We start from the raw sequence: 21,245 nt of genomic DNA, 5'->3' as shown, positions 1-21,245 counted from the left end.
ATCCTTGAAGACTGGACTTTTTCAGCCACTGTCGCTGGCCATCGGCCTGCGTTATGCAGGCTCGCGACGCAGCAATCGCTTCGTTTCATTTATCTCCCTGTTTTCCACTTTCGGCATCGCCATCGGGGTCGCCGCCCTGATGGTGGTCATCTCGGTGATGAACGGTTTTGAAGGGCAGCTCAAGGGCCGCATCCTCGGGGTGATCCCCCATGTGGTGGTGACCAGCCCGGCGGGGCGCATCGATGCCGCGCCGCAGGGCCTGCCCGATCTGGCCAGGCTGCCGCACGTGATTGCCCATGCCCCCATGCTCGACAGCGAAGGCATGCTGCAAAGCCCCGGTCAGCTCACCGGCGTCAGCGTGCAGGGCATCGATCCCGCCCAGTGGCCCAAGGACGACATCCTGCACGCCCAGATGCAGATGGGGCGTCTGGACAGCCTGCAGGCGGGCGAATACCACATAGTGCTGGGGCAGGGGGTGGCCAATCGCCTCAAGGTCTCCATGGGCGACCAGGTCCGTCTGATCCTGACCGAAGGCACCCGCTTCACCCCGTTTGGTCGGGTGCCGGCCCAGCGCCTCTTCACCGTCTCCGGCATCTTCGGGGTCGGTGCCGACGTGGACAGTCAGGTCGCCCTGATTGCGCTGGGGGATGCCCAGCGCATGCTGCGGTTGCCTGCGGATCAGGTGGGCGGCATCCGCCTCTGGCTGGATGACCCCTTCGCCGCCGACGAGGTGGTGAAAACGGCGCTGCCGGACGGCCTGGAGTGGCAGGACTGGCGCCGCGAGCGCGGCGAGCTGTTCCAGGCGGTGGCCATGGAAAAACGGATGATGGGGCTGATGCTGGTGCTGATCATCGCGGTCGCCACCTTCAACATCCTCTCCGCCCTGGTGATGGTGGTGACCGACAAGGAAGGGGAGGTGGCCATCCTGCGCACCATGGGTATGAGCGAGGCCGGCATCGTCAAGATCTTCATGGTGCTGGGGGCCTCCAGCGGCGTCATCGGCGCCCTGTTCGGCGGTCTGGCGGGACTGGCACTCTCCATGGGGCTCAACCCCTTGCTCGATGCGGTGGGGCTCAACCTCTACATGACGGCCGGCGGCTCGGGCCTGCCGGTCATCGTCGAACCCGCCCAGGTCGTGACCATTTTGCTGGGCGCCGTGCTGCTCAGCTTCAGCGCCACCCTCTACCCGGCGGCCCGTGCGGCCCGGGTCAAACCGGCCGAGGCGCTGCGTTATGAATAATTCATCTTCTGTTGTTACTGGTGCCGGTGTTGCTGCCGGCGCCGGCGTTGTTACAGGTGCAAGTGGAGCCTCCTTTATGAATCAATCCGTCTCCTGCGAGCCGCTGCTGCGCTGTCAGGCCCTCAACCATGTCTACAAAGAGGGCGATCTGGAGACCCAGGTACTCAAGGGCATCGATCTTAGCGTGGCGCCCGGTGAGATGCTGGCGGTGGTGGGCAGCTCGGGCTCCGGCAAGACCACCCTGCTGCACCTGATGGGGGCGCTCGACAACCCCTCCAGCGGCGCCGTGCTGTTCAAGGGGCAGGACATCCATCGCTGGGACAGCCGTACCCAGGCGAAGTTTCGCAATCAGGAGCTGGGTTTCGTTTACCAGTTCCACCACCTGCTTTCCGAGTTCACCGCGCTGGAAAATGCCGCCATGCCGCTGCTGATCGCCGGTGAATCGGTGAAGAGCGCGACCGACAAGGCGAGCCGGATGCTGGGGCGGGTAGGGCTCTCCCACCGTCTCAACCACAGACCGTCCGAGCTCTCCGGTGGCGAGCGCCAGCGGGTGGCCATCGCCCGTGCCCTGGTCAACGAGCCCAGCCTGGTGCTGGCGGACGAGCCCACTGGCAACCTGGATCACGCCAGCGCCACCGCCGTCTATGAGCTGCTCTGCGAGCTCAACCGCGAGCTCGGCACCGCGTTCGTGGTGGTGACCCACGATCTCAGCCTGGCAGCCAAGCTCCATCGCCGGGTGACCCTGGTGAGCGGCGTGATGGCGGAGGTCGCCTGATGTTCAAACCGCTGCCCCTGTTTCTGGGCCTGCGTTACAGCCGCTCCCGCCGTCGCAACGGTTTCATCGCCTTTATTTCCGCCTCCTCCCTCATCGGCATCGCCCTCGGGGTGATGGCGCTGATCCTGGGGCTCTCCGCCATGAACGGCTTTGAGCGGGAGCTTAAAAACAGGGTGCTCTCCGTGGTGCCCCACGGCGAGCTGATGGGGATGGAGGCACCACTCCCCAACTGGCCCAAGCTGCGGGACTACCTGCTGGCCCAGCCCGGAGTGGAGGCTGCCGCCCCGGTGATCCGGCTCGACGGCCTGCTGGAGCACGGCAGTGCCCTCAAGGGACTGCAGGTGCGCGCCGTGCTGCCGGAGCTCGAAGCCAATCTGTCCGATGCGGGCAACTACATGACGGGCCGCGGTCTGCGCGAGCTGGAAGCCGGCGAGCACGGCCTCATCCTCGGCAAGACCATCGCCGACAAGCTGGGGGTCAAGATAGGGGACACTGTCACCCTGCTGCTGCCCCAGGGCGGCGATGCCGCCGGCATCAAGAACCCGAAGCGTGAGTCTCTCAAGGTGGTGGGGCTGCTCGAGATCGGTGGCCAGCTGGACGGTGTGCTCGGCTTCATGCATCTGGCGGATGCCCAGGCCATCACCGGCATGGGCAGCGCGGTGGAGGGCTTCAGCCTCAAGGTGAACGACGTGCTCAAGGCGCAGTCCATCACGGTGGCGGCCGCCCAGAAGTTCCCGCACTACGTCTACATCAGCAGCTGGATGAGCCGCCAGGGCTATCTCTATCAGGACATCCAGATGGTGCGCACCGTGATGTACGTGGTGATGCTGATGGTGGTGGCGGTGGCCTGTTTCAACATCGTCTCCACCCTGGTGATGGCGGTGAACGAGAAGCGCAGCGAAATCGCCATCTTGAAGACCATGGGGGCGAGCCCGGGCCAGATCCGGCTCACCTTCGTCATTCAGGGAATGGTAAACGGGGTGGCGGGTGCCTTGCTCGGCGCCCTGCTGGGCGGCCTGCTCTCCAGCAAGCTGACCCAGATCCTGGGGGTCATCGAGAAGCTCATTGGCCATCGCTTCCTCAACCCGGACATCTACTTCATCGACTTCCTGCCGACCGAGCTGCACATGCAGGACTTGCTCATCGTGACTGGCGCTGCCATCCTGATGAGCCTGCTGGCCACCCTCTACCCCGCCTGGCGGGCGAGCGGGCTGGTGCCGTCCCGCGAGTTGGGGCACTGATAGGCGGCATCTGTCTGCTGATAAAAATGAAGGGCCCGCCGGTGCAAACCGGCGGGCCCTTCCGTTTGGGGTATCTGGCGGGTTCAGTGGGCGTTGAGTTCATCCAGCGGCAGCGAGAAGCTCGCCACGAAAATGTCGATGAAGTAGCGCATCTCGTCGCTCATCCGGGCCGCCAGCATCTGCTCGAGGCGCTTGCGTGCCGGCTCGAACTCCCGGTTGCCGGCATTGATCTCTTCCAGGCACTTGGTATAGGCGCAGAGGGTGTCGGCATCCTTCACCAGCCTGGCCAGTTCGCCATCCTGAGCTGCCGAATCGAGCAGCGGGCGAAAATCCTCGACCAGCTCCGGCGGCAACATGCCGAGCAGGCGCTGCTCGGCGGCCAGCTCAATCTTCTTGTATTCGCGGGCAATCTCGGGATTGAAGTACTTGACCGGGGTGGGCAGATCGCCGGTCAGCACTTCGCTGCTGTCGTGATAGAGGGCCATGACGGCGGCGCGATCGGCATCCACGCTGCCACCAAAGAGCCGGTTTTTGATGAGGCCGAGGGCGTGGGCCACCATGGCCACCTGCAGACTGTGCTCGGCGATGTTCTCGGGCTGGATGTTGCGCATCAGCGGCCAGCGGTAGATGAGCTTCATGCGGGCGAGATTGGCGAAGAAGTGGCTGGGCAGCATGGATGACCTCGAAGAGTGGCAATGAAAAAGGGCAGACCCTAGTCTGCCCTTTTTTGCGGCTGGCGGCATCGCCTTCAGCGAATATAACGGCCGGATTCGGCCTCCTGATTGGTGACGATCATCTGGCCGATGGGGGCCAGGCTGATGAGCGCCAGCTTGAGGTGCTGGATGCCGAACGGGATGCCGACGATGGTGACGAAGCAGGCCAGCGCCGAGGCGATGTGGCCGATGGCCAGCCAGATCCCGATCAGCACGAACCAGATGATGTTGCCAATCAGCCCCATGGTACCGGTACCCATGTCGCTCAGACCGGTCATGGTCTTGCGGTTGACCGCCTGCTTGCCGAACGGGAAGAAGGTGAAGGTGCCGATGACGAAACAGGCACGTCCCCAGGGGATCCCGATGAGGGAGATAAAACAGATCAGCCCGGCCAGCCACCAGGCCAGCCCCATGAAGACGCCTCCCAGTACGAACCAGAGCAGATTGAACAAGAAGCGGAAAAAGGCCATGTCGGTGACTCCAGACTTATCAAGATGGCTGCCACCATAACGAGCGATGGTCATGGACGCAATGGTTGAAGGGGCGGGGTGGACAATTTGGGTCGCAGGGGGTGAAAAGAGACCGCGATGGAGGGATATGAGGTGAAAAAGTAGGCTCTTGCACGAAAAAAGGTGAGCAAGTGCAAATTCTTGCGGCTTGTGTGCTTGAAGTCGGCCCCGCTATTCCCCATATAAGGGGCAGTTTGGCGGGAATTGTGCCATCCCCTGCCCGGTTGGGGGACGTGTGGCTCGACTCGATCAAAGTGCGCCGCTATAATGTCGCGTCATATTTTCTCATCACAAAGACAGTCGTTGTCTTTATAAACAGGAAGACTCCGGGCTTTGCCCAGGGGCAATAAAGGGTCAGCACGCAGTGCTGAGTTGAACGAGGTAGAAGAATGCAAGTTTCTGTAGAGACAACCCAGGGTCTGGAACGCCGTCTTACCATCACCGTACCGGCCGCTACCGTTGACGCCGCCGTGCGCAAAGAATTGAACGGCCTGGCCAAAACCCGTCGCATCGACGGTTTCCGTCCTGGCAAGGCTCCGGTTGCCATCATCAAGAAGATGTTCGGCGCCATGGCTCATGCTCGCGTTGCTGACGAAATGATGCAGAGCAACTTCATCAAGGCCATCATCGAAAACAAACTGAGCCCGGCCGGTGCCCCGACCATGGATCCGAAAGAGATCCAGGAAGGTCAGGACTTCGAATTCACCGCGACCTTCGAAGTGTACCCTGAGTTTGAAGTGGCTGGCCTCGAGACCATCAAGGTCGAGAAACCGGTTGCTACCGTGAAGGATGAAGATCTGGCCAACATGATCGACACCCTGCGCAAGCAGCACGCTACTTGGAGTGAAGTGGACGCCGCCGCTGCTGATGGCATGCGTGTGACCATGGACTTCGTCGGTTCCATCGACGGTGAAGAGTTCGACGGCGGCAAGGCCGAAGGCTTCAACCTGGTTTTGGGTGCCGGTCGCATGATCCCGGGCTTCGAAGACGCCATCATGGGCAAGAAAGCAGGCGACGAGTTCACCATCGACGTGACCTTCCCGGCTGACTACCACGCTGAAAACCTGAAAGGCAAAGCCGCCAAGTTCGCTTCCAAGCTGAACAAGGTTGAAGAGCAGATCCTGCCTGAGCTGACCGAAGAGTTCGTCAAGCGTTTCGGCATCGAGAGCGGCAACGTTGAAGAGCTGAAAGCCGAAGTGCGCAAGAACATGGAGCGCGAACTGGCTCAAGCCCTGAAAAACAGCGTGAAAGAGCAGGTTCTGAACGGTCTGGTTGAAGCCAACCAGATCGATCTGCCGAAGGCTGCCGTTGCTCAGGAAATCGATGCCCTGCGTCAGCAGGCGCTGCAGCGTTTCGGCGGCTTCCAGGGCGGCAACGCTCCTGAACTGCCGGCCGAGCTGTTCCAGGGTCAGGCCGAGCGTCGTGTACGCGTAGGTCTGCTGCTGGGTGACGTGATCCGTACCAACGAGATCAAGGCTGATGAAGCACGCGTCAACAGCATCATCGAATCCATGGCCACTGCCTACGAAGATCCGAAGGAAGTGATCGAGTACTACCAGAAGAACGAACAGATGCTGAACGGCGTTCGCAACCTGGCAGTCGAAGATCAAGCCATCGACCTGATCCTGTCCAAGGCTCAGGTGACCGAGAAGGAAGTTGCATTTGACGAAGTGATCAACAAGTCCGGTGCCGCTGCCTAAGAACATTTGACTTAAGGTCAAGACTGTTAAGTATAATGGCTCGTGTGATCTCCACTCGGGCCATTTTATTTTAGGGACAATGCCTTATGTACAAGAACTATAACGATGTGACTGAATCCCCACGCAATGCGCTCATCCCGATGGTGGTAGAGCAAACCGCGAAAGGGGAGCGTTCCTACGACATCTATTCTCGTCTGCTGAAGGAGCGGGTGATCTTCCTGACCGGTCAGGTTGAAGATCACATGGCGAATCTGGTGGTGGCTCAGCTGCTGTTCCTGGAATCTGAAAATCCGGATCAGGACATCAGCATCTACATCAACTCTCCGGGTGGGGCCGTCACGGCCGGTATGTCCATTTATGACACCATGCAGTTCATCAAGCCGGACGTCAGCACGGTGTGCATGGGGCAGGCCTGCTCCATGGGTGCCTTCCTGCTGGCCGGTGGTGCCAAGGGCAAGCGTTTCTGCCTGCCCAATGCCCGCGTGATGATCCACCAGCCGCTGGGCGGTTTCCAGGGCCAGGCATCTGATATCCAGATCCATGCCCAGGAGATCCTGAAGATCAAGAATACCCTGAACGAGCGTCTGGCCTTCCATACCGGTCAGGACATGGCCACCATCGAGCGTGACACCGACCGTGACAACTTCATGTCGGCCGAGCAGGCCGTGGCCTATGGTCTGGTTGACGGTGTCCTGAGCCGCCGCGGCTGAGCGACGAGCTAGCCCGTACCATCGTCGAGGGCATCATCTGGTTTGATGATGCCCTCAATCGGCAGATCAGGCATGGGCAGGGTGTTCCGGACTGTTGTAAACTCAACAGGACAATCCATCCTCTATTGATAAAACGAGGTTGCTGAATGACAGAAAAACGCAAGGGTGAGGGTGATAAGCTGCTCTACTGCTCTTTTTGCGGCAAAAGCCAGCATGAAGTGCGCAAGCTGATCGCTGGCCCTTCCGTCTACATATGTGATGAGTGTGTCGAGCTGTGTAACGACATCATCCGCGAAGAGATCCGCGAGATCTCGCCCAAGCGCGATGGTAGCGAGCTGCCGACCCCTCATGAAATCCGCGCTCATCTGGATGACTATGTGATCGGGCAGGAGTACGCCAAGAAGGTGCTGGCGGTAGCCGTCTACAACCACTACAAGCGGCTGCGCAGCGGCAGCGAGTCCGGTGGTGTGGAGCTGGGCAAATCCAACATCCTGCTGATCGGTCCGACCGGCAGCGGCAAGACCCTGCTGGCTGAAACCCTGGCTCGTCTGCTGGACGTTCCCTTCACCATGGCCGACGCCACCACCCTGACCGAAGCCGGTTATGTGGGCGAGGACGTGGAGAACATCATCCAGAAGCTGCTGCAAAAGTGCGACTACGACGTGGAAAAGGCCCAGCGCGGCATCGTCTACATCGACGAGATCGACAAGATCTCCCGCAAGTCGGACAACCCCTCCATCACCCGCGACGTGTCCGGGGAAGGGGTGCAGCAGGCCCTGCTCAAGCTGATCGAAGGGACCATCGCTTCCGTGCCGCCGCAAGGTGGCCGCAAGCACCCGCAGCAGGAATTCTTGCAGGTTGATACCTCCAAGATCCTGTTCATCTGCGGTGGCGCCTTTGCCGGTCTGGACAAGGTGATCGAGCAGCGCTCCGTCAAGGGCACCGGTATCGGCTTTGGTGCCGAGGTCAAGTCCAAGAGCGCCAAGGCGACCCTGAGCGAGAGCTTTGCCAAGGTGGAGCCGGAAGATCTGATCAAATACGGTCTGATCCCCGAGTTCATCGGCCGTCTGCCGGTGGTTGCGACCCTGACCGAGCTGGACGAGGCTGCCCTCATCCAGATCCTGAAAGAGCCGAAGAACGCGCTGACCAAGCAATATGCCGCGCTGTTCGATCTGGAAGGGGTGGAGCTGGAGTTCCGTGACGACGCGTTGAACGCCATTGCCCGCAAGGCGATGGAGCGTAAAACCGGCGCCCGCGGTCTGCGTTCCATCGTGGAAGCCGTGCTGCTCGATACCATGTATGACCTGCCGTCGCTGGACGGTGTCAGCAAGGTGGTGATCGACGAAACCGTGATCAAAGGGGACTCCGCGCCCTTGATGATCTACGAAAATCCCGAGACCCAGGCCGCCGCATCAGAGTAAATGTCTGATTTTTAATCAAATGAAAGGGGCTTTTTGCCCCTTTCATGCTTTTTGCGGTTTCGGCGATTGAATCTCATCTAAGCGCCCCCATATACTCAGCCAAGCGCTTTGCCAACGGTATAACAAGCCGAGAGGACATATATGAACCTAGAGCGTTCAGAACGCATCGAGATTCCCGTCCTGCCTCTTCGTGACGTGGTGGTTTACCCCCACATGGTCATTCCACTCTTTGTGGGGCGGGAAAAATCCATTCGCTGTCTGGAAGCGGCCATGGAGCAGGACAAGAAAGTTCTGCTGGTGGCCCAGAAGGATGCGTCAACCGATGAGCCGACGGTGGAGGAGATCTTCTCTGTCGGGACAGTGGCCAATATTCTACAGATGCTCAAGCTGCCCGATGGCACCGTCAAGGTGCTGGTGGAAGGGGGCCAGCGTGCCCGTCTTGAGCGGATGATCGACGACCGGGACTTTTTCGTTGGCGAGGCGCAGTACATCGCCTCCAAGGCGATTGAGGAGAAGGACCAGGATGTGCTGGTGCGCTCCGCCATCGGTCAGTTCGAAGGCTATATCAAGCTCAACAAGAAGATCCCGCCCGAGGTGCTCACCTCGATTTCGGCGATCGACGATGCGGCGCGCCTGGCCGATACCATGGCCGCCCACATGCCGCTCAAGCTCGAAGACAAGCAGAAGGTGCTGGAAATCGCCTCCGTGTCCGAGCGCATCGAGTTTCTGATGGCCATGATGGAGTCGGAGATTGACCTGCTGCAGGTCGAGAAACGCATCCGCTCCCGGGTCAAGAAACAGATGGAGAAGAGCCAGCGCGAGTACTATCTCAACGAGCAGATGAAGGCCATCCAGAAAGAGCTGGGTGAGCTGGAAGACAGTCCGGATGAGTTCGAAGCCCTCAATCGCAAGATTGAAGAGGCCGGCATGCCGGAAGATGCCCGTGAGAAGGCGCAGGCCGAGCTCGCCAAGCTGAAGATGATGTCGCCCATGTCGGCCGAGGCCACTGTGGTGCGCAGCTACGTCGACTGGATGGTACAGGTGCCGTGGAAGGCGCGCTCCAAGGTCAAGAAAGACCTGGGCAAGGCGCAAGAGGTGCTGGATGCCGATCACTATGGCCTGGAGAAGGTCAAGGATCGCATTCTCGAGTATCTGGCGGTGCAGGCGCGCGTCAACAAGCTCAAGGGGCCGATCCTCTGTCTGGTAGGGCCTCCCGGCGTGGGCAAGACCTCGCTCGGTCAGTCCATCGCCAAGGCGACCGGCCGCAAATACGTACGCATGGCGCTGGGCGGCGTGCGTGACGAGGCGGAGATCCGCGGTCACCGCCGTACCTATATCGGTTCCATGCCCGGCAAGCTCATCCAGAAGATGGCGAAAGTCGGCGTGAAGAACCCGCTGTTCCTGCTCGATGAAATCGACAAGATGAGCTCGGACATGCGTGGCGATCCCGCGTCTGCCCTGCTGGAAGTGCTGGATCCCGAGCAGAACAACAGCTTCAACGATCACTATCTGGAAGTGGATTATGACCTGTCGGACGTGATGTTCGTGGCCACCTCCAACTCCATGAACATCCCGGGTCCGCTGCTGGACCGGATGGAAGTGATCCGCCTTTCCGGTTACACCGAAGATGAGAAGCTCAACATCGCCAAGCAGCATCTGGTCTCCAAGCAGATCCAGCGCAACGGCCTGAAAGAGTCCGAGATCACCATCGAGGATTCCGCTCTGGTCGGGGTGATCCGCTACTACACCCGCGAGGCGGGGGTGCGTAGCCTGGAGCGCGAGATCTCCAAGATTTGTCGCAAAGCGGTCAAGCGCATCCTGCTGGACAAGAGCATCAAGCATGTTCAGGTCAATCAGGCCAACCTCAAGGAGTTCCTCGGGGTGCAGCGCTTTGACTACGGCAAGGCCACCGACCAGAACCAGGTGGGTCAGGTGTGTGGTTTGGCGTGGACCGAGGTGGGGGGCGATCTGCTCACCATCGAGACCACCAACATGCCGGGCAAGGGCAAGCTCACCTACACAGGTTCCCTCGGGGATGTGATGCAGGAGTCCATCCAGGCCGCCATGACGGTGGTTCGGGCCCGTGCCGAGAAGCTGCGTATCAATGCCGACTTCTACGAGAAGCGCGATATTCACGTGCACGTACCGGAAGGGGCGACCCCGAAAGACGGTCCGAGCGCCGGTATCGCCATGTGTACCGCCCTGGTCTCCAGCTTGACCGGTAATCCGGTTCGTGCTGATGTGGCCATGACGGGGGAGATCACCCTGCGCGGCGAAGTGCTGCCGATTGGCGGTCTCAAAGAGAAGCTGCTGGCCGCCCATCGCGGTGGCATCAAGCGGGTGCTGATCCCGAAAGAGAACGAGCGTGACCTCGAGGAGATCCCGGACAACGTCAAACAAGACCTTGAAATCTATCCTGTTCGCTGGATTGACGAGGTGCTGGAACTGGCGTTGCAGGACAATCCGCAAGGGTTTGAGCGCGTTTCTGTCGTGTAAATGTTGATGCGCCGCAAATTTGGCGCATTCGGGGGGTGGTTAAGGCTTGCATGCGCCGGATAACGGAAGTAGCCTTGACCACCGATCGGGTACTCATGATGAGTCGCAATGCGTGATGTGGCGCGGGTTTGCGCTAGATTGTCACTTGCAACTGATCAGGAGGCTTGCTATAAAACCTCCACTTGTTGTGGCCAGGGAAATCGGCGCCGCAGCGATGTTCGATAAAAGGGGAATATAAGAGTGAATAAATCTCAACTGATTGACAAGATTGCAGACGGTGCTGATATCTCCAAAGCCGCTGCTGGCCGTGCGCTGGATGCTTTCATTGACGCCGTGGGTGAAGCCCTGAAAGAGGGTGACCAGGTTGCTCTGGTGGGTTTCGGTACTTTCGCCGTGCGCGAGCGTGCTGCCCGTTCTGGCCGTAACCCGCAAACTGGCGCGACCATCGAAATCGCCGCTGGTAAAGTTCCTGCCTTCAAAGCCGGTAAGGCCCTGAAAGACGCTGTCAACTAAGCCGGGCGCTGATATCACATCGGCCACCGTCCTTGGTCACAGACCAGACAAGTGAGAGGGCTCTCCCTCATACTGATTGACCAAGGCGCATCGCAATCGGTGCGCCTTTTCATTATTTACGCCCATCGAGTTCGGGAGCATAAGTACAAACATGATGTTGGATAAACTACGCGAAGGGGCGCAGGGCAAGGTAGCCAAGGTTATCTTGGGCCTGATCATCCTCTCCTTTGCCTTGGCCGGTGTAGGTAGCTACCTCAACGGCCCGGCTCGTACCGCCCCCGCCACCGTCAACGGCAATGACATCAGCTCCGCTGCGCTGGAAAATGCCTATCGCAACGAGCGGGCCCGCATGGAATCCCAAATGGGGGAGTCTTTCAGCCAGTTGGCCGCCAATCCTGACTACATGAAGCAGTTCCGCCGTGGCGTGCTGGACCGTCTGATCGATCAGGCCCTGTTCGACAGCAAGGCCCGTGAACTGGGTCTGCGCGTCAGCGATGAGCAGATCAAGCAGGCCATCGTCGCCATGCCCGAGTTTGCCGAAGATGGCAAGTTCAACAACGATCGCTATCTGCAGCTGATCCGCCGCGCCGGCATGACCCCGGAGATGTTCCGTGACTCCCTGCGTCAGGACATGGTTCGCCAGCAACTGATGGGCGCCCTGCTGGGCACCGAATTTGCACTCAAGGGTGAAGCCGAGCAACTGGACAAGCTCTACAACCAGACTCGCGATCTGCGTCTGGTGCGCCTGGCCGCATCTGCCTACCTGGGGGACGTGAAAGTCTCCGATGAAGAGGTGGAGCAGTACTACAAGGCCAACAGCAGCCACTTCATGAATGATGAGCAGGTCAAGGTTGACTATCTGCTGCTGGACGCTGCCGCCCTTGGCAAAGACGTCAAGGTGAGCGAGCAGGATGCCCAGGATTACTACGATCAGCACCAGGATCTGTTCCAGCGTGCCGAGCGTCGTCATGTGGCTCATATCCTGATCCCGTTCGGCAAGGACGAGAAAGCCGCCGAGCAGAAGGCCGAGGCCGTGCTGGCCAAAGCCAAGGCCGGTGACGATTTCGCCGCGCTGGCCAAGGCCGACTCTTCCGATACCTTCTCCGCCAAAAAAGGCGGCGAGCTGGATTGGTTCGAGAAAGGGGTGATGGATCCGGCGTTCGAGAAGGCCGCGTTTGCGCTGGCCAAGGCCGGCGATCTCTCCAGCGTGGTGAAGAGCCCGTTTGGTTTCCACGTCATCAAGCTGCTGGGGGTTGAACCGGCCCAGACCAAGCCGTTTGCCGATGTGAAAGCAGAGACCATCAGCCGTCTGCAGGCAGACAAGGCCAAGGAGCTGTTCTTTGCCGAGCAGCAGAAGATGGCCGACAGCAGCTTCGAGAACCCGGATTCGCTGGACTTGACCGCCGACACCATGGGTCTGAAGGTGCAGTCCACCGGTTACTTCAGCCAGGCTGATGCGCCGGCACCGCTGAACGATCCCAAGGTGGTCTCCGCCGCCTTCTCCGAGCAGCTGCGCGATGACAACACCAACTCCGACGTGATCGAGCTGGCGGATGGCAAGGCGCTGGTCATGCACATCACCGGTCACCAGCCGAAAGCGGCCAAACCGCTGGCGGAGGTGAAAGACCAGGTGATTGCAGCCATCAAGCACGACAAGGCCAGTGAAGTGGCCCGTGGCAAGGCGCAGGGTCTGCTGGACAAGCTCAAGGCTGGCGAGAATATCCAGGCCGAGCTGACCGCGCTGGGTCTGAAGGTGGAGAATCATGACGGGGTAGCCCGCTTCGCTCAGGATCTGGATCAGAACCTGGTGGCGCAGGCCTTCCGCATGCCTCATCCGATCGACGGCAAGCCGAGCGTCGAGCTGGTGACCGAAGCCAATGGCGACCGCGTGGTGGTGGCCCTGGACAAGGTGACTGTCGCCAAGGAGCCGTCTGGCATGGCCAAGCTGCTGCAAGGCCAGCTGGGTCAGGGCAAGGCTCAGGTGAGCTACAAGTCTCTCATCGACGAGCTGCGCAAGTCTGCCAAGATCGAGTACTTCACCGATGTGGAAGCCACGGTCGAATAAGTCGAACCGACCCCAATCCATGTGAAAACGGCCCCTTGATGGGGCCGTTTCTTTTTCTGCAAGGTGGTATCCGGTCTCCTTTCTGGCGGAATGACAACCCGGTCCTGGCAGGGGGAAGGGGATATGACGCTCGGGATGATCCGTATCGTCCGGCAGATATCGCAGGCATAAAAAAACCGGCACTCAGGTGCCGGTTTTCATTGACGGGATATGCGGGCAGGAGGGGGTTACACCACACCCTGAGTACGCAGGTAATCCTCATAGGTGCCACCGAAGTCGCGGATGCCGTCTTCAGTCAGCTCCAGGATGCGGGTCGCCAGGGAGGAGACGAATTCGCGGTCGTGGGAGACGAAGATCAGGGTGCCCTTGTACATCTCCAGCGCCAGGTTCAAGGATTCGATGGATTCCATGTCCAGGTGGTTGGTCGGCTCATCCATGATCAGGATGTTGGGGCGCTGCATCATCAGCTTGCCGAACAGCATGCGGCCCTGCTCACCACCGGAGAGCACCTTGACCGGCTTCTTGATGTCGTCCTGGGAGAACAGCAGACGGCCCAGTACGGAGCGTACCGCCTGCTCGTCTTCGTTCTCCTGTTTCCACTGGGCCATCCAGTCGAACACGTTGAGATCGGTGTCGAAGTCCTCGGCGTGATCCTGGGCGTAGTAACCGATCTGGGCGTTTTCGGACCACTTGATGGTGCCGGTGTCCGGTGCCAGCGCGCCCACCAGGGTTTTGATCAGGGTGGATTTACCGATCCCGTTGGTACCCAGAATGGCGACCTTCTCGCCCACTTCCAGCATCATGTTGAGGCCCTTGAACAGCGGAGCCTCGCCATAGCCTTTGGATACGCCTTCGATCTCCAGGATGTTGCGGTAGAGCTTCTTCTCCTGCTCGAAGCGGATGAAGGGGTTCTGCCGGCTGGAGACCTTCACTTCCTCAATCTTGATCTTGTCGATCTGCTTGAGGCGGGAGGTGGCCTGGCTGGACTTGGAGGCGTTGGCGCTGAAGCGCGACACGAAGGATTGCAGATCGGCGATCTGGGCCTTCTTCTTGGCGTTGTCGGCCAGCAGGCGCTCACGGGCCTGGGTGGCGGCCGTCATGTACTCGTCGTAGTTGCCCGGGTAGACGCGCAGCTCGCCGTAGTCCAGATCCGCCATGTGGGTGCAGACGGAGTTCAGGAAGTGACGGTCGTGAGAGATGATGATCATGGTGCTCTCGCGATCGTTGAGCACCTGTTCCAGCCAGCGAATGGTGTTGATGTCCAGGTTGTTGGTCGGTTCGTCCAGCAACAGGATGTCGGGGTTGGAGAAGAGGGCCTGTGCCAGCAGCACCCGCAGTTTCCAGCCCGGTGCCACTTCGCTCATCGGGCCGTTGTGCTGCTCGATGGGAATGCCGGCACCCAGCAGCAGCTCGCCTGCGCGGGATTCGGCGGTATAGCCGTCATACTCGGCGACCAGGCCTTCCAGCTCGGCGGCCTTCATGTAGTCGTCGTCGGTCGCTTCCAGGTTGGCGTAGATGGCATCGCGCTCGGCGATGGCGGCCCACAGCTCGGTGTGACCCATCATGACCACGTCCAGTACGCGCATCTCTTCGTAGGCGAACTGATCCTGACGCAGCTTACCGATACGCTCGTTGACGTCCAGGCTCACATTACCGCCAGTGGGCTCCAGATCGCCGCCGAGGATCTTCATAAAGGTGGACTTGCCACAGCCGTTGGCACCGATAAGGCCGTAGCGGTTGCCGCCGCCAAACTTGACGCTGATGTTCTCAAACAGCGGCTTGGCGCCGAACTGCATGGTGATGTTGTTACTCGAAAGCACTGGAATGTCCCGGTTGGTCTGTCAAATGGCGCGCATTATGGCACAGATCCCCCGAAAGTTTTAGCAAGAACTGTGATCCGGGCCTATTGCAGGGGGGATAGAGAGGGTGGTGTTGTGTGCTCGCGCACCCTGGCGGCGATGGCCGCATCGATCCTATTGCAACGGGTGCTGACTACTGCCTCTCGACATGAAAAAAGCCGGCCCAGGGGCCGGCTTGCAACCGTCAATCGAAGGTTCAGTGGGCGCTGGCGCTGGCTGCCCCCAGTCCGGTCTGGGAGCGGACAAACTGCGGGAAGAACTTGGCGTGCTCGTCGAGCGCATTTTGTGACTTGTCGGTGACCGAGAACAGCCAGATCCCGACGAAGGCCACCGCCATGGAGAAGAGGGCGGGGTACTCGTAGGGGAAGATGGCCTGGGCATGGCCCAGCACCTTCACCCACACGGTCGGGCCCAGGATCATCAGGCTGACCGCACTCACCAGCCCCAGCCAGCCGCCGTAGACGGCGCCGCGAGTGGTCAGGCGAGACCAGAACATGGAGAGGAACAGCACCGGGAAGTTGCAGCTGGCGGCGATGGAGAAGGCGAGCCCCACCATGAAGGCGATGTTCTGCTTCTCGAACAGGATGCCGAGACCGATGGCGACCACCCCCAGCACCACAGTGGTGTACTTGGAGACGCGCAGCTCGTCGGCTTCGTTGGCCTTGCCCTTCTTGATGACGCTGGCATAGAGATCGTGGGAGACCGCCGAGGCACCGGCCAGGGTCAGCCCGGCCACCACCGCCAGTATGGTGGCAAACGCCACGGCGGAGATGAAGCCGAGGAACAGGCTGCCGCCCACCGCATCGGCCAGGTGAATGGCAGCCATGTTGGTGCCGCCCAGCAGGGCGCCGGTGGCGTCCTTGAAGTCCGGGTTGGTGCTGACCAGCAGGATGGCGCCAAAGCCGATGATGAAGGTCAGGATGTAGAAGTAGCCGATGAAGCCGGTGGCGTAGAACACGCTCTTGCGCGCTTCCTTGGCGTCACTCACGGTGAAGAAGCGCATCAGGATGTGGGGCAGGCCGGCGGTGCCGAACATCAGGGCCAGACCCAGCGAGATGGCGGAGATGGGATCGGCGACCAGGCCGCCCGGGCTCATGATGGCGATGCCCTTCTCGTGCACCTTGACCGCTTCACTGAACAGGGTGCCGATGTCGAAGTTGACCGACTTCATCACCATGATGGCCATGAAGCTGGCACCGGAGAGCAGCATCACTGCCTTGATGATCTGCACCCAGGTGGTGGCCAGCATGCCGCCGAACAGCACGTAGAGCACCATCAGAATGCCGACCAGCACCACGGCCACATGGTATTGCAGGCCGAACAGCAGCTCGATCAGTTTGCCGGCGCCCACCATCTGGGCGATCAGGTAGAGGGCGACCACCACCAGCGAGCCGCTGGCGGAGAGGGTGCGCACCTCGGTCTGCTTGAGGCGGTAGGAGGCCACGTCGGCAAAGGTGTACTTGCCGAGGTTGCGCAGCCGCTCCGCGATCAGGAACAGGATGATGGGCCAGCCCACCAGAAAGCCGATGGAGTAGATGAGGCCATCGTAGCCGGAGGTGTAGACCAGCGCGGAGATGCCGAGGAAAGAGGCGGCGGACATGTAGTCACCGGCGATGGCCAGGCCATTCTGGAAGCCGGTGATGCGCCCGCCAGCGGCGTAGTAGTCGGAGGCCGAGCGGTTGCGCTTGGAGGCCCAGTAGGTGATGAACAGGGTGGCCGCCACGAAGATCACGAACATCACGATGGCCGAGATATTGAGCGGTTGGCGATGGACCTCGCCGGTCAGCGCATCGGCTGCCAGCAGGGGGGAGGAGGCCAGCGTGGCCAGCAACAGCAGAGACTTGCCTTTCATGATTGGGCTCCCTTGAGGATCTTCTGGTTCAGTTCGTCAAACTCGCCGTTGGCCCGAAACACATAGATGCCGGTCAACACGAAGGAGGAAAGGATGAGGCCCACCCCGACCGGGATGCCGCGGGTAATGGTGGACCCTTCGCTCAAGGGGGTGCCAAGCCAGCCGGGGGCGAAGGCGATGAGCATGATGAAGGCCAGATAGAGCCCCAGCATCAGGATGGAGAGGGACCAGGCAAAGCGCTGGCGCTTGGCGACCAACTCCTGGAAGTTGGGATCTTGCTGGATCCGAAGATACGGTTGCTGTTCCATTGCAGTGCTCCATGACATTGAGTGTCGACGGTGAATGAAGGGAGGTCCCTACCGAGCAGCAGGGCTGCTCATGTAAGCAAAATGTGAATCAAATGTTATTTATGGACAATTAGACTTTGGGATAAGCCAGTGGCCCGCCCCGGGTGAGGCGCAAGAAGATGAGGGCGGCGGTGATGGCGTCACTCAGGGCGTCGTGAGCGGGCAGGGCCGGCAGGCCCAGGTGGCTGCTGATGGCGGCCAGATGCAGGTCGATGGCGGCATCGGGATAGCGGCGATAGAGGTGATCGTGGTAGAGCCGGCTCACCTCTATCCCCCGTTGCGCCAGGGTCAGCCCCCAGTATCGCTGACAGGCGAGATTGAGGATACGCAGGTCATAGGCGATGTGATACCCCACCAGTTCGCGCGGGCCGATAAAGGCGAGCAGCAGGCGCAGCGCGGCTTCCAGCGTCATGCCCTGTTGCAGATCCTGATGGCGCAGACCGTGGATCACCACCGAGTGTTCGCTCAGGCTGGCCGGCGCTTGCACCCGGATGGACAGCGCCTCGCCGGTCAGCACCCGGTTGCCCTGGATGCGCACCGCGCCGATGGCGACGATCTCGGCCTGGGCGGGATCCAGGCTGGTGGTCTCGAAGTCGAGGGCGACCCACTCGTCGGCGGGTGGGGCGGCATAGAGCGGGGCAAACGCCGGGTCTTGAACACGGCGACCATGCCAATGACGGCGCAGGCGGCTCAACATGGCTATTGCCTCAGACGAAAGTGCAAGGTGAGCCACTGCTGGAACTTCTTCACCTGATGCAGCGCCTGGCGCAGCAGATCCCGCTCGCCGTGGCTAAGATCATTCACCTGCACCCGGCTCTCCCCCTCCTTGAGTTGGCTGCGTAGCCTCAGTCGGATAAAGAGCCTGAACGCCTCCGCCAGATTGTCGCCAAAGCCGGCGCTGAGCCGCCCGGCCGTTACCAGTGCCTCGATCCGTGCCAGGGTAGAGGTCTCCAGAATGGCGGCTTCCAGCGCCAGCATGCGAATGCCGTGTACCAGCGGGAAGAGGCCACCGCGTTTCAGATCCAGTCCCTCCGGCGCCCGTTCCAGACGGCCAAACAGGGTGAGCGGCGCATGAAACGCCACCGCCGGTCGCACCATCTCCGCCAGCAGATCTCCCCGCTCGGCCAGTTGCTCGCGCAATTTGCGCGCGAGAGGAGGAAGCAGGGCGTGATCGCCGGCGATGGGGTGGGCATCGGCCAGGGTGGCGAGCCAGAGCAAGTCTGCTTCACTGGCCTCGACGCAGGCCCGCTCGATCTCCTGCTGCCAGAGCGCCAGAGGCTTCACCCAGGCCGGATTGTTGACCATCACCCGGCCGGGGCAGGGTGGGTAGCCGAGCCGGGCCAGCAGATCGCTGAAGGCGGCCAGGTCGGCCTGCTGGGTCGGCCAGTGCAGGTCGGCGGGCAGGATCAGGGCATTGTCCTGATCGGTTTTGAGGATCTGCTCGCCGCGCCCCTCCGAGCCCAGCATCAGCAGACAGACCCGCTCCTGCACCGCGGGAGGGATCACCAGCGCAAAGGCCTTGGCGATCAGCTGCTCGTTGATGGTGGCGATGAGCTTCATCAAAAAGGCGATGTGGATCCCCTGGCTGAACAGGGAGCGGGTCAGCTGTTGCTGCTCGCGGGCCACCGCTTCCAGCGCCGGCAGGGTGTCGGCGCGGGCGATGCGCAGGGTCAGCACATGGGAGTGGGTGGAGAAGAGGCCGAGCACCTGGGTCAGGTGCAGGATCCCCGCCACGGCCTGCCCCTGCCAGACCACCAGCCGCTTGATGCGATGACGGGTCATCAGCAGCAGGGCGTCGAACAGATAGCTGCCTAGCGGCAGGCCGATGAGCGGGGTTGGATCCAGTACCGCCAGCGGCGTCGTCAGCGGCAGTCCCTTGAGCGTCAGGGCGTGCAGCAGGGTTTTACGGGTCGCCAGACTCAGGCTGCCATCCGTGGCCGGGTAGAGCAGGCAGTCGGTGCCCTTGGCCACCATGGCCTCGGTGGCGGCTAAGAGCGACAGGCGGCTGTCGACGATGAGCGGCGGCTGCAGATGGCTAGGCTCGATGCGGGTCAGGATGAACTCCGCCAGATTCTTCTGCCCCAGCTGGGCGCGCTGCTCCTGCTGTTGTTGCCGCTGTGCCAGGCTGGCGGTGAAGTAGCGGGCGAAGGCGGGGTTGCCCTCGCACAGCTCGATGAAGGTGGCTCTGGGGATCAGCTGGCAGAGCAGATCTTCCAGCGCACTGAACTGGTGGCGGCAGTGGCCGTCGAACTGGGCGCGCACATCGAACAAGTCCCCCTCGCCATAGTCGCCAAACTGGTGATGGGGGCTCGACTCCTCCACCGCCCCCTTGAGGACGAGATAGAGGCCGGGGGGGGCATCGCCCGCCTTGAGCACTGGCTGGCCGGCGCGAAAGTAGCAGATGGAGAGGTGCTGCTCGAGCCGTTGACGCTCCTCTGCGCTCAAGCAGTCAAACGGTGGGCGGGCAAAGTTGAACAGGCTGGTCATGGCAATCCTTGGCCGTTGGCGTCAAGCCAGTCTGACAAAGCGCCGCCTGGCCAGCCAGCCGACTTTAGTCGCACGTGCCTCGGCAGTGGGGAAACCGGGCTCCTCGCTGTACCTGGCGATAACACTCTGATAACGTTGTGGTATGACCAGTGCGAACTCAGGAGAGGGCAGGGGAAAATGGAAAAACCAAGGGTCAAATGCGAGATCCGGGACGGCATCGCCGAGGTAATGCTGGCACGGGGCGACAAGCTCAATGCGCTGGACAGGGCCATGTTCAGCGCCATCGACGGGGTACTCGACCAGCTGCGCCAGCACAAGGGGCTGCGGGCGGTGATCCTGCACGGGGAGGGGCGGGCCTTTTGTGCCGGGCTGGATGTGAAATCCATGCTCAAGCAGCCGGTGGCGGCGCTCGAGATCTTAAAACGCGAGGCGGATGAAGCCACCAACCTGGCCCAGCGGGTGGCCTATGGCTGGCATCAGTTGCCGGTGCCGGTGATCGCCGTGACTCAGGGGGTCTGCTTTGGCGGCGGGTTGCAGATCGCGCTCGGCGCCGACTTTCGCTTCAGCACCCCCGATTGCCGTTTCTCGGTGATGGAGATCAAGTGGGGCATCATCCCCGACATGAGCGGCAGCGTCACCATGCGCAACCTGATGGGGGTGGATACCGCCATGGAGCTGGCCATGAGCGGGCGCGAGCTGCCGGCACCGGAGGCCAAGTCCCTCGGTCTGGTGAGCCGGGTCTGCGACGATCCGCTGGCCGAGGCGCGGGAGTTCGCGAGAACCCTCATCACCAAGTCGCCGGACGCGCTGGCGGGGATCAAGCAGCTCTACAATCAGGCCTGGGCCCGCAGCGACGAGGTGATGCTGAAGGAAGAGACCCGGTTGCAAAAGCAGATCCTGGGACGCCCCAACCAGTGGCGCGCCACCCTCAACAGCCTGTTTCGCTGGCGCCTGCCGTTCGGGCCGCGCCGCAACGCGCTCTGACAGGCAGGGATAAACAAGAAATGGTATCGATCTGGTGCCAAGGCCATTGAGGGCCCCCAGCATCTGATCGAACCGTTCTGGTTTCATTTCCTCATCTGCGGGTTGGGCTCATCGGTGACGCCGGGGCCCAGCAAGTAGGTGCACCCCAGGTAGGTGAAGTTCTCGAAGGGGTCGATGGAACAGAGCTGATACTGGCCGTTCTGGTTCTAGTAGATGAGATCGCGGTTTGGGCAGAGGATGGCGAACAGCTTGAGCTTGCCATTGACTTCTTTGGTGTTGAACGCCAGAACCACGCCGAAGTTTGACCTGCGGTCGTGCTCCGGCCAGATGACG

17 protein-coding genes are annotated in these 21,245 nt (G+C 61.1%); 10 read left to right on the top strand and 7 right to left on the bottom strand.

The genetic code is table 11. From position 1 onward, the window contains the following. Positions 1 to 4 precede the first annotated feature (4 nt). The 3 genes from R2E40_RS12460 (at position 5) to lolE (ending at position 3,256) form a co-directional block, all read left to right on the top strand. The gene (locus tag R2E40_RS12460) at positions 5 to 1,240 is read left to right on the top strand and encodes a lipoprotein-releasing ABC transporter permease subunit (protein ID WP_016350916.1); all 1,236 of its coding nucleotides are present in this window, start codon (positions 5 to 7) and stop codon (positions 1,238 to 1,240) included. A 76-nt stretch (positions 1,241 to 1,316) separates the two neighbouring features. Continuing rightward, positions 1,317 to 2,015: a lipoprotein-releasing ABC transporter ATP-binding protein LolD gene (lolD, locus tag R2E40_RS12455; RefSeq protein ID WP_020480138.1), complete on the top strand. Its 699-nt coding sequence runs from the start codon at positions 1,317 to 1,319 to the stop codon at positions 2,013 to 2,015. After that, positions 2,015 to 3,256 (top strand): lipoprotein-releasing ABC transporter permease subunit LolE, encoded by a 1,242-nt coding sequence (gene lolE / locus R2E40_RS12450; protein ID WP_016350914.1) that lies wholly within the window; start codon positions 2,015 to 2,017, stop codon positions 3,254 to 3,256. Before lolD ends, lolE begins: the two co-directional genes overlap by 1 nt. Positions 3,257 to 3,339: 83 nt before the next feature. Here lolE and yfbR read toward each other — a convergent pair whose 3' ends face one another. Both yfbR and R2E40_RS12440 read right to left on the bottom strand, forming a co-directional pair. After that, positions 3,340 to 3,930 (bottom strand): 5'-deoxynucleotidase, encoded by a 591-nt coding sequence (gene yfbR, locus R2E40_RS12445; RefSeq protein WP_011705878.1) that lies wholly within the window; start codon positions 3,928 to 3,930, stop codon positions 3,340 to 3,342. Positions 3,931 to 4,004: 74 nt separating this feature from the next. Then, complete coding sequence (locus R2E40_RS12440) at positions 4,005 to 4,439, bottom strand: YccF domain-containing protein (protein WP_011705879.1); 435 nt, start codon at positions 4,437 to 4,439, stop codon at positions 4,005 to 4,007. Positions 4,440 to 4,867: 428 nt separating this feature from the next. On the opposite strand from R2E40_RS12440, the gene tig reads away from it, so the two are divergent. The 6 genes from tig to ppiD all read left to right on the top strand — a co-directional run bounded on the left by tig (position 4,868) and on the right by ppiD (position 13,383). Continuing rightward, on the top strand, positions 4,868 to 6,178 hold the full coding sequence (gene tig, locus R2E40_RS12435; protein ID WP_016350912.1) for a trigger factor: 1,311 nt from the start codon (positions 4,868 to 4,870) through the stop codon (positions 6,176 to 6,178). An 86-nt stretch (positions 6,179 to 6,264) separates the two neighbouring features. Beyond that, complete coding sequence (clpP, locus tag R2E40_RS12430; RefSeq protein WP_005301526.1) at positions 6,265 to 6,888, top strand: ATP-dependent Clp endopeptidase proteolytic subunit ClpP; 624 nt, start codon at positions 6,265 to 6,267, stop codon at positions 6,886 to 6,888. Between the two features lie 146 nt (positions 6,889 to 7,034). Further along, positions 7,035 to 8,309 carry an ATP-dependent protease ATP-binding subunit ClpX gene (gene clpX, locus R2E40_RS12425; RefSeq protein WP_005301524.1) on the top strand — a complete coding sequence of 425 codons (1,275 nt, stop codon included), beginning with the start codon at positions 7,035 to 7,037 and terminating at the stop codon, positions 8,307 to 8,309. A gap of 141 nt (positions 8,310 to 8,450) precedes the next feature. After that, positions 8,451 to 10,805 carry an endopeptidase La gene (gene lon, locus R2E40_RS12420; RefSeq protein ID WP_011705882.1) on the top strand — a complete coding sequence of 785 codons (2,355 nt, stop codon included), beginning with the start codon at positions 8,451 to 8,453 and terminating at the stop codon, positions 10,803 to 10,805. Between the two features lie 240 nt (positions 10,806 to 11,045). Continuing rightward, complete coding sequence (gene hupB / locus R2E40_RS12415) at positions 11,046 to 11,318, top strand: nucleoid-associated protein HU-beta (RefSeq protein ID WP_005315375.1); 273 nt, start codon at positions 11,046 to 11,048, stop codon at positions 11,316 to 11,318. Between the two features lie 151 nt (positions 11,319 to 11,469). Further along, entirely contained in the window at positions 11,470 to 13,383 is a 1,914-nt protein-coding gene (ppiD, locus tag R2E40_RS12410; RefSeq protein WP_318163487.1) for a peptidylprolyl isomerase, read from the top strand. Between the two features lie 227 nt (positions 13,384 to 13,610). Here ppiD and R2E40_RS12405 read toward each other — a convergent pair whose 3' ends face one another. The 5 genes from R2E40_RS12405 to R2E40_RS12385 all read right to left on the bottom strand — a co-directional run bounded on the left by R2E40_RS12405 (position 13,611) and on the right by R2E40_RS12385 (position 19,928). Then, entirely contained in the window at positions 13,611 to 15,203 is a 1,593-nt protein-coding gene (locus tag R2E40_RS12405) for an ABC-F family ATPase (RefSeq protein ID WP_011705884.1), read from the bottom strand. 235 nt (positions 15,204 to 15,438) lie between these two features. Then, complete coding sequence (locus R2E40_RS12400) at positions 15,439 to 17,094, bottom strand: cation acetate symporter (RefSeq protein WP_102988639.1); 1,656 nt, start codon at positions 17,092 to 17,094, stop codon at positions 15,439 to 15,441. Beyond that, positions 17,091 to 17,402: a DUF485 domain-containing protein gene (locus R2E40_RS12395; RefSeq protein ID WP_011705924.1), complete on the bottom strand. Its 312-nt coding sequence runs from the start codon at positions 17,400 to 17,402 to the stop codon at positions 17,091 to 17,093. Before R2E40_RS12395 ends, R2E40_RS12400 begins: the two co-directional genes overlap by 4 nt. A 109-nt stretch (positions 17,403 to 17,511) precedes the next feature. Next, a complete protein-coding gene (locus R2E40_RS12390; RefSeq protein WP_318163486.1) occupies positions 17,512 to 18,138 on the bottom strand; it encodes a 3'-5' exonuclease in 627 nt (208 codons plus the stop codon). A 2-nt stretch (positions 18,139 to 18,140) separates the two neighbouring features. Next, positions 18,141 to 19,928, bottom strand: a complete 1,788-nt coding sequence (locus R2E40_RS12385) for a putative nucleotidyltransferase substrate binding domain-containing protein (protein WP_318163485.1) — start codon at positions 19,926 to 19,928, stop codon at positions 18,141 to 18,143. 177 nt (positions 19,929 to 20,105) lie between these two features. Here R2E40_RS12385 and R2E40_RS12380 point away from each other — a divergent pair, with 177 nt between their 5' ends. Further along, positions 20,106 to 20,912, top strand: a complete 807-nt coding sequence (locus R2E40_RS12380) for a crotonase/enoyl-CoA hydratase family protein (protein WP_318163484.1) — start codon at positions 20,106 to 20,108, stop codon at positions 20,910 to 20,912. The last annotated feature ends 333 nt before the right edge of the window (positions 20,913 to 21,245 follow it).

This window comes from Aeromonas sp. CD (assembly GCF_033349375.1).
Lineage (GTDB): Bacteria > Pseudomonadota > Gammaproteobacteria > Enterobacterales > Aeromonadaceae > Aeromonas > Aeromonas hydrophila.
Note: the sequence above shows the minus strand (reverse complement) of the source record. Positions and strands in the feature narration are given on the sequence as shown.

Coding starts and splice junctions, on each gene's coding strand:
- R2E40_RS12380 (WP_318163484.1), top strand. CDS start 20,106: ATGGAAAAACCAAGGGTCAAATGCGAGATCCGGGACGGCATCGCCGAG.
- R2E40_RS12385 (WP_318163485.1), bottom strand. CDS start 19,928: ATGACCAGCCTGTTCAACTTTGCCCGCCCACCGTTTGACTGCTTGAGC.
- clpP (WP_005301526.1), top strand. CDS start 6,265: ATGTACAAGAACTATAACGATGTGACTGAATCCCCACGCAATGCGCTC.
- clpX (WP_005301524.1), top strand. CDS start 7,035: ATGACAGAAAAACGCAAGGGTGAGGGTGATAAGCTGCTCTACTGCTCT.
- tig (WP_016350912.1), top strand. CDS start 4,868: ATGCAAGTTTCTGTAGAGACAACCCAGGGTCTGGAACGCCGTCTTACC.
- R2E40_RS12395 (WP_011705924.1), bottom strand. CDS start 17,402: ATGGAACAGCAACCGTATCTTCGGATCCAGCAAGATCCCAACTTCCAG.
- yfbR (WP_011705878.1), bottom strand. CDS start 3,930: ATGCTGCCCAGCCACTTCTTCGCCAATCTCGCCCGCATGAAGCTCATC.
- lolE (WP_016350914.1), top strand. CDS start 2,015: ATGTTCAAACCGCTGCCCCTGTTTCTGGGCCTGCGTTACAGCCGCTCC.
- R2E40_RS12400 (WP_102988639.1), bottom strand. CDS start 17,094: ATGAAAGGCAAGTCTCTGCTGTTGCTGGCCACGCTGGCCTCCTCCCCC.
- R2E40_RS12390 (WP_318163486.1), bottom strand. CDS start 18,138: ATGTTGAGCCGCCTGCGCCGTCATTGGCATGGTCGCCGTGTTCAAGAC.
- lolD (WP_020480138.1), top strand. CDS start 1,317: ATGAATCAATCCGTCTCCTGCGAGCCGCTGCTGCGCTGTCAGGCCCTC.
- ppiD (WP_318163487.1), top strand. CDS start 11,470: ATGATGTTGGATAAACTACGCGAAGGGGCGCAGGGCAAGGTAGCCAAG.
- lon (WP_011705882.1), top strand. CDS start 8,451: ATGAACCTAGAGCGTTCAGAACGCATCGAGATTCCCGTCCTGCCTCTT.
- R2E40_RS12440 (WP_011705879.1), bottom strand. CDS start 4,439: ATGGCCTTTTTCCGCTTCTTGTTCAATCTGCTCTGGTTCGTACTGGGA.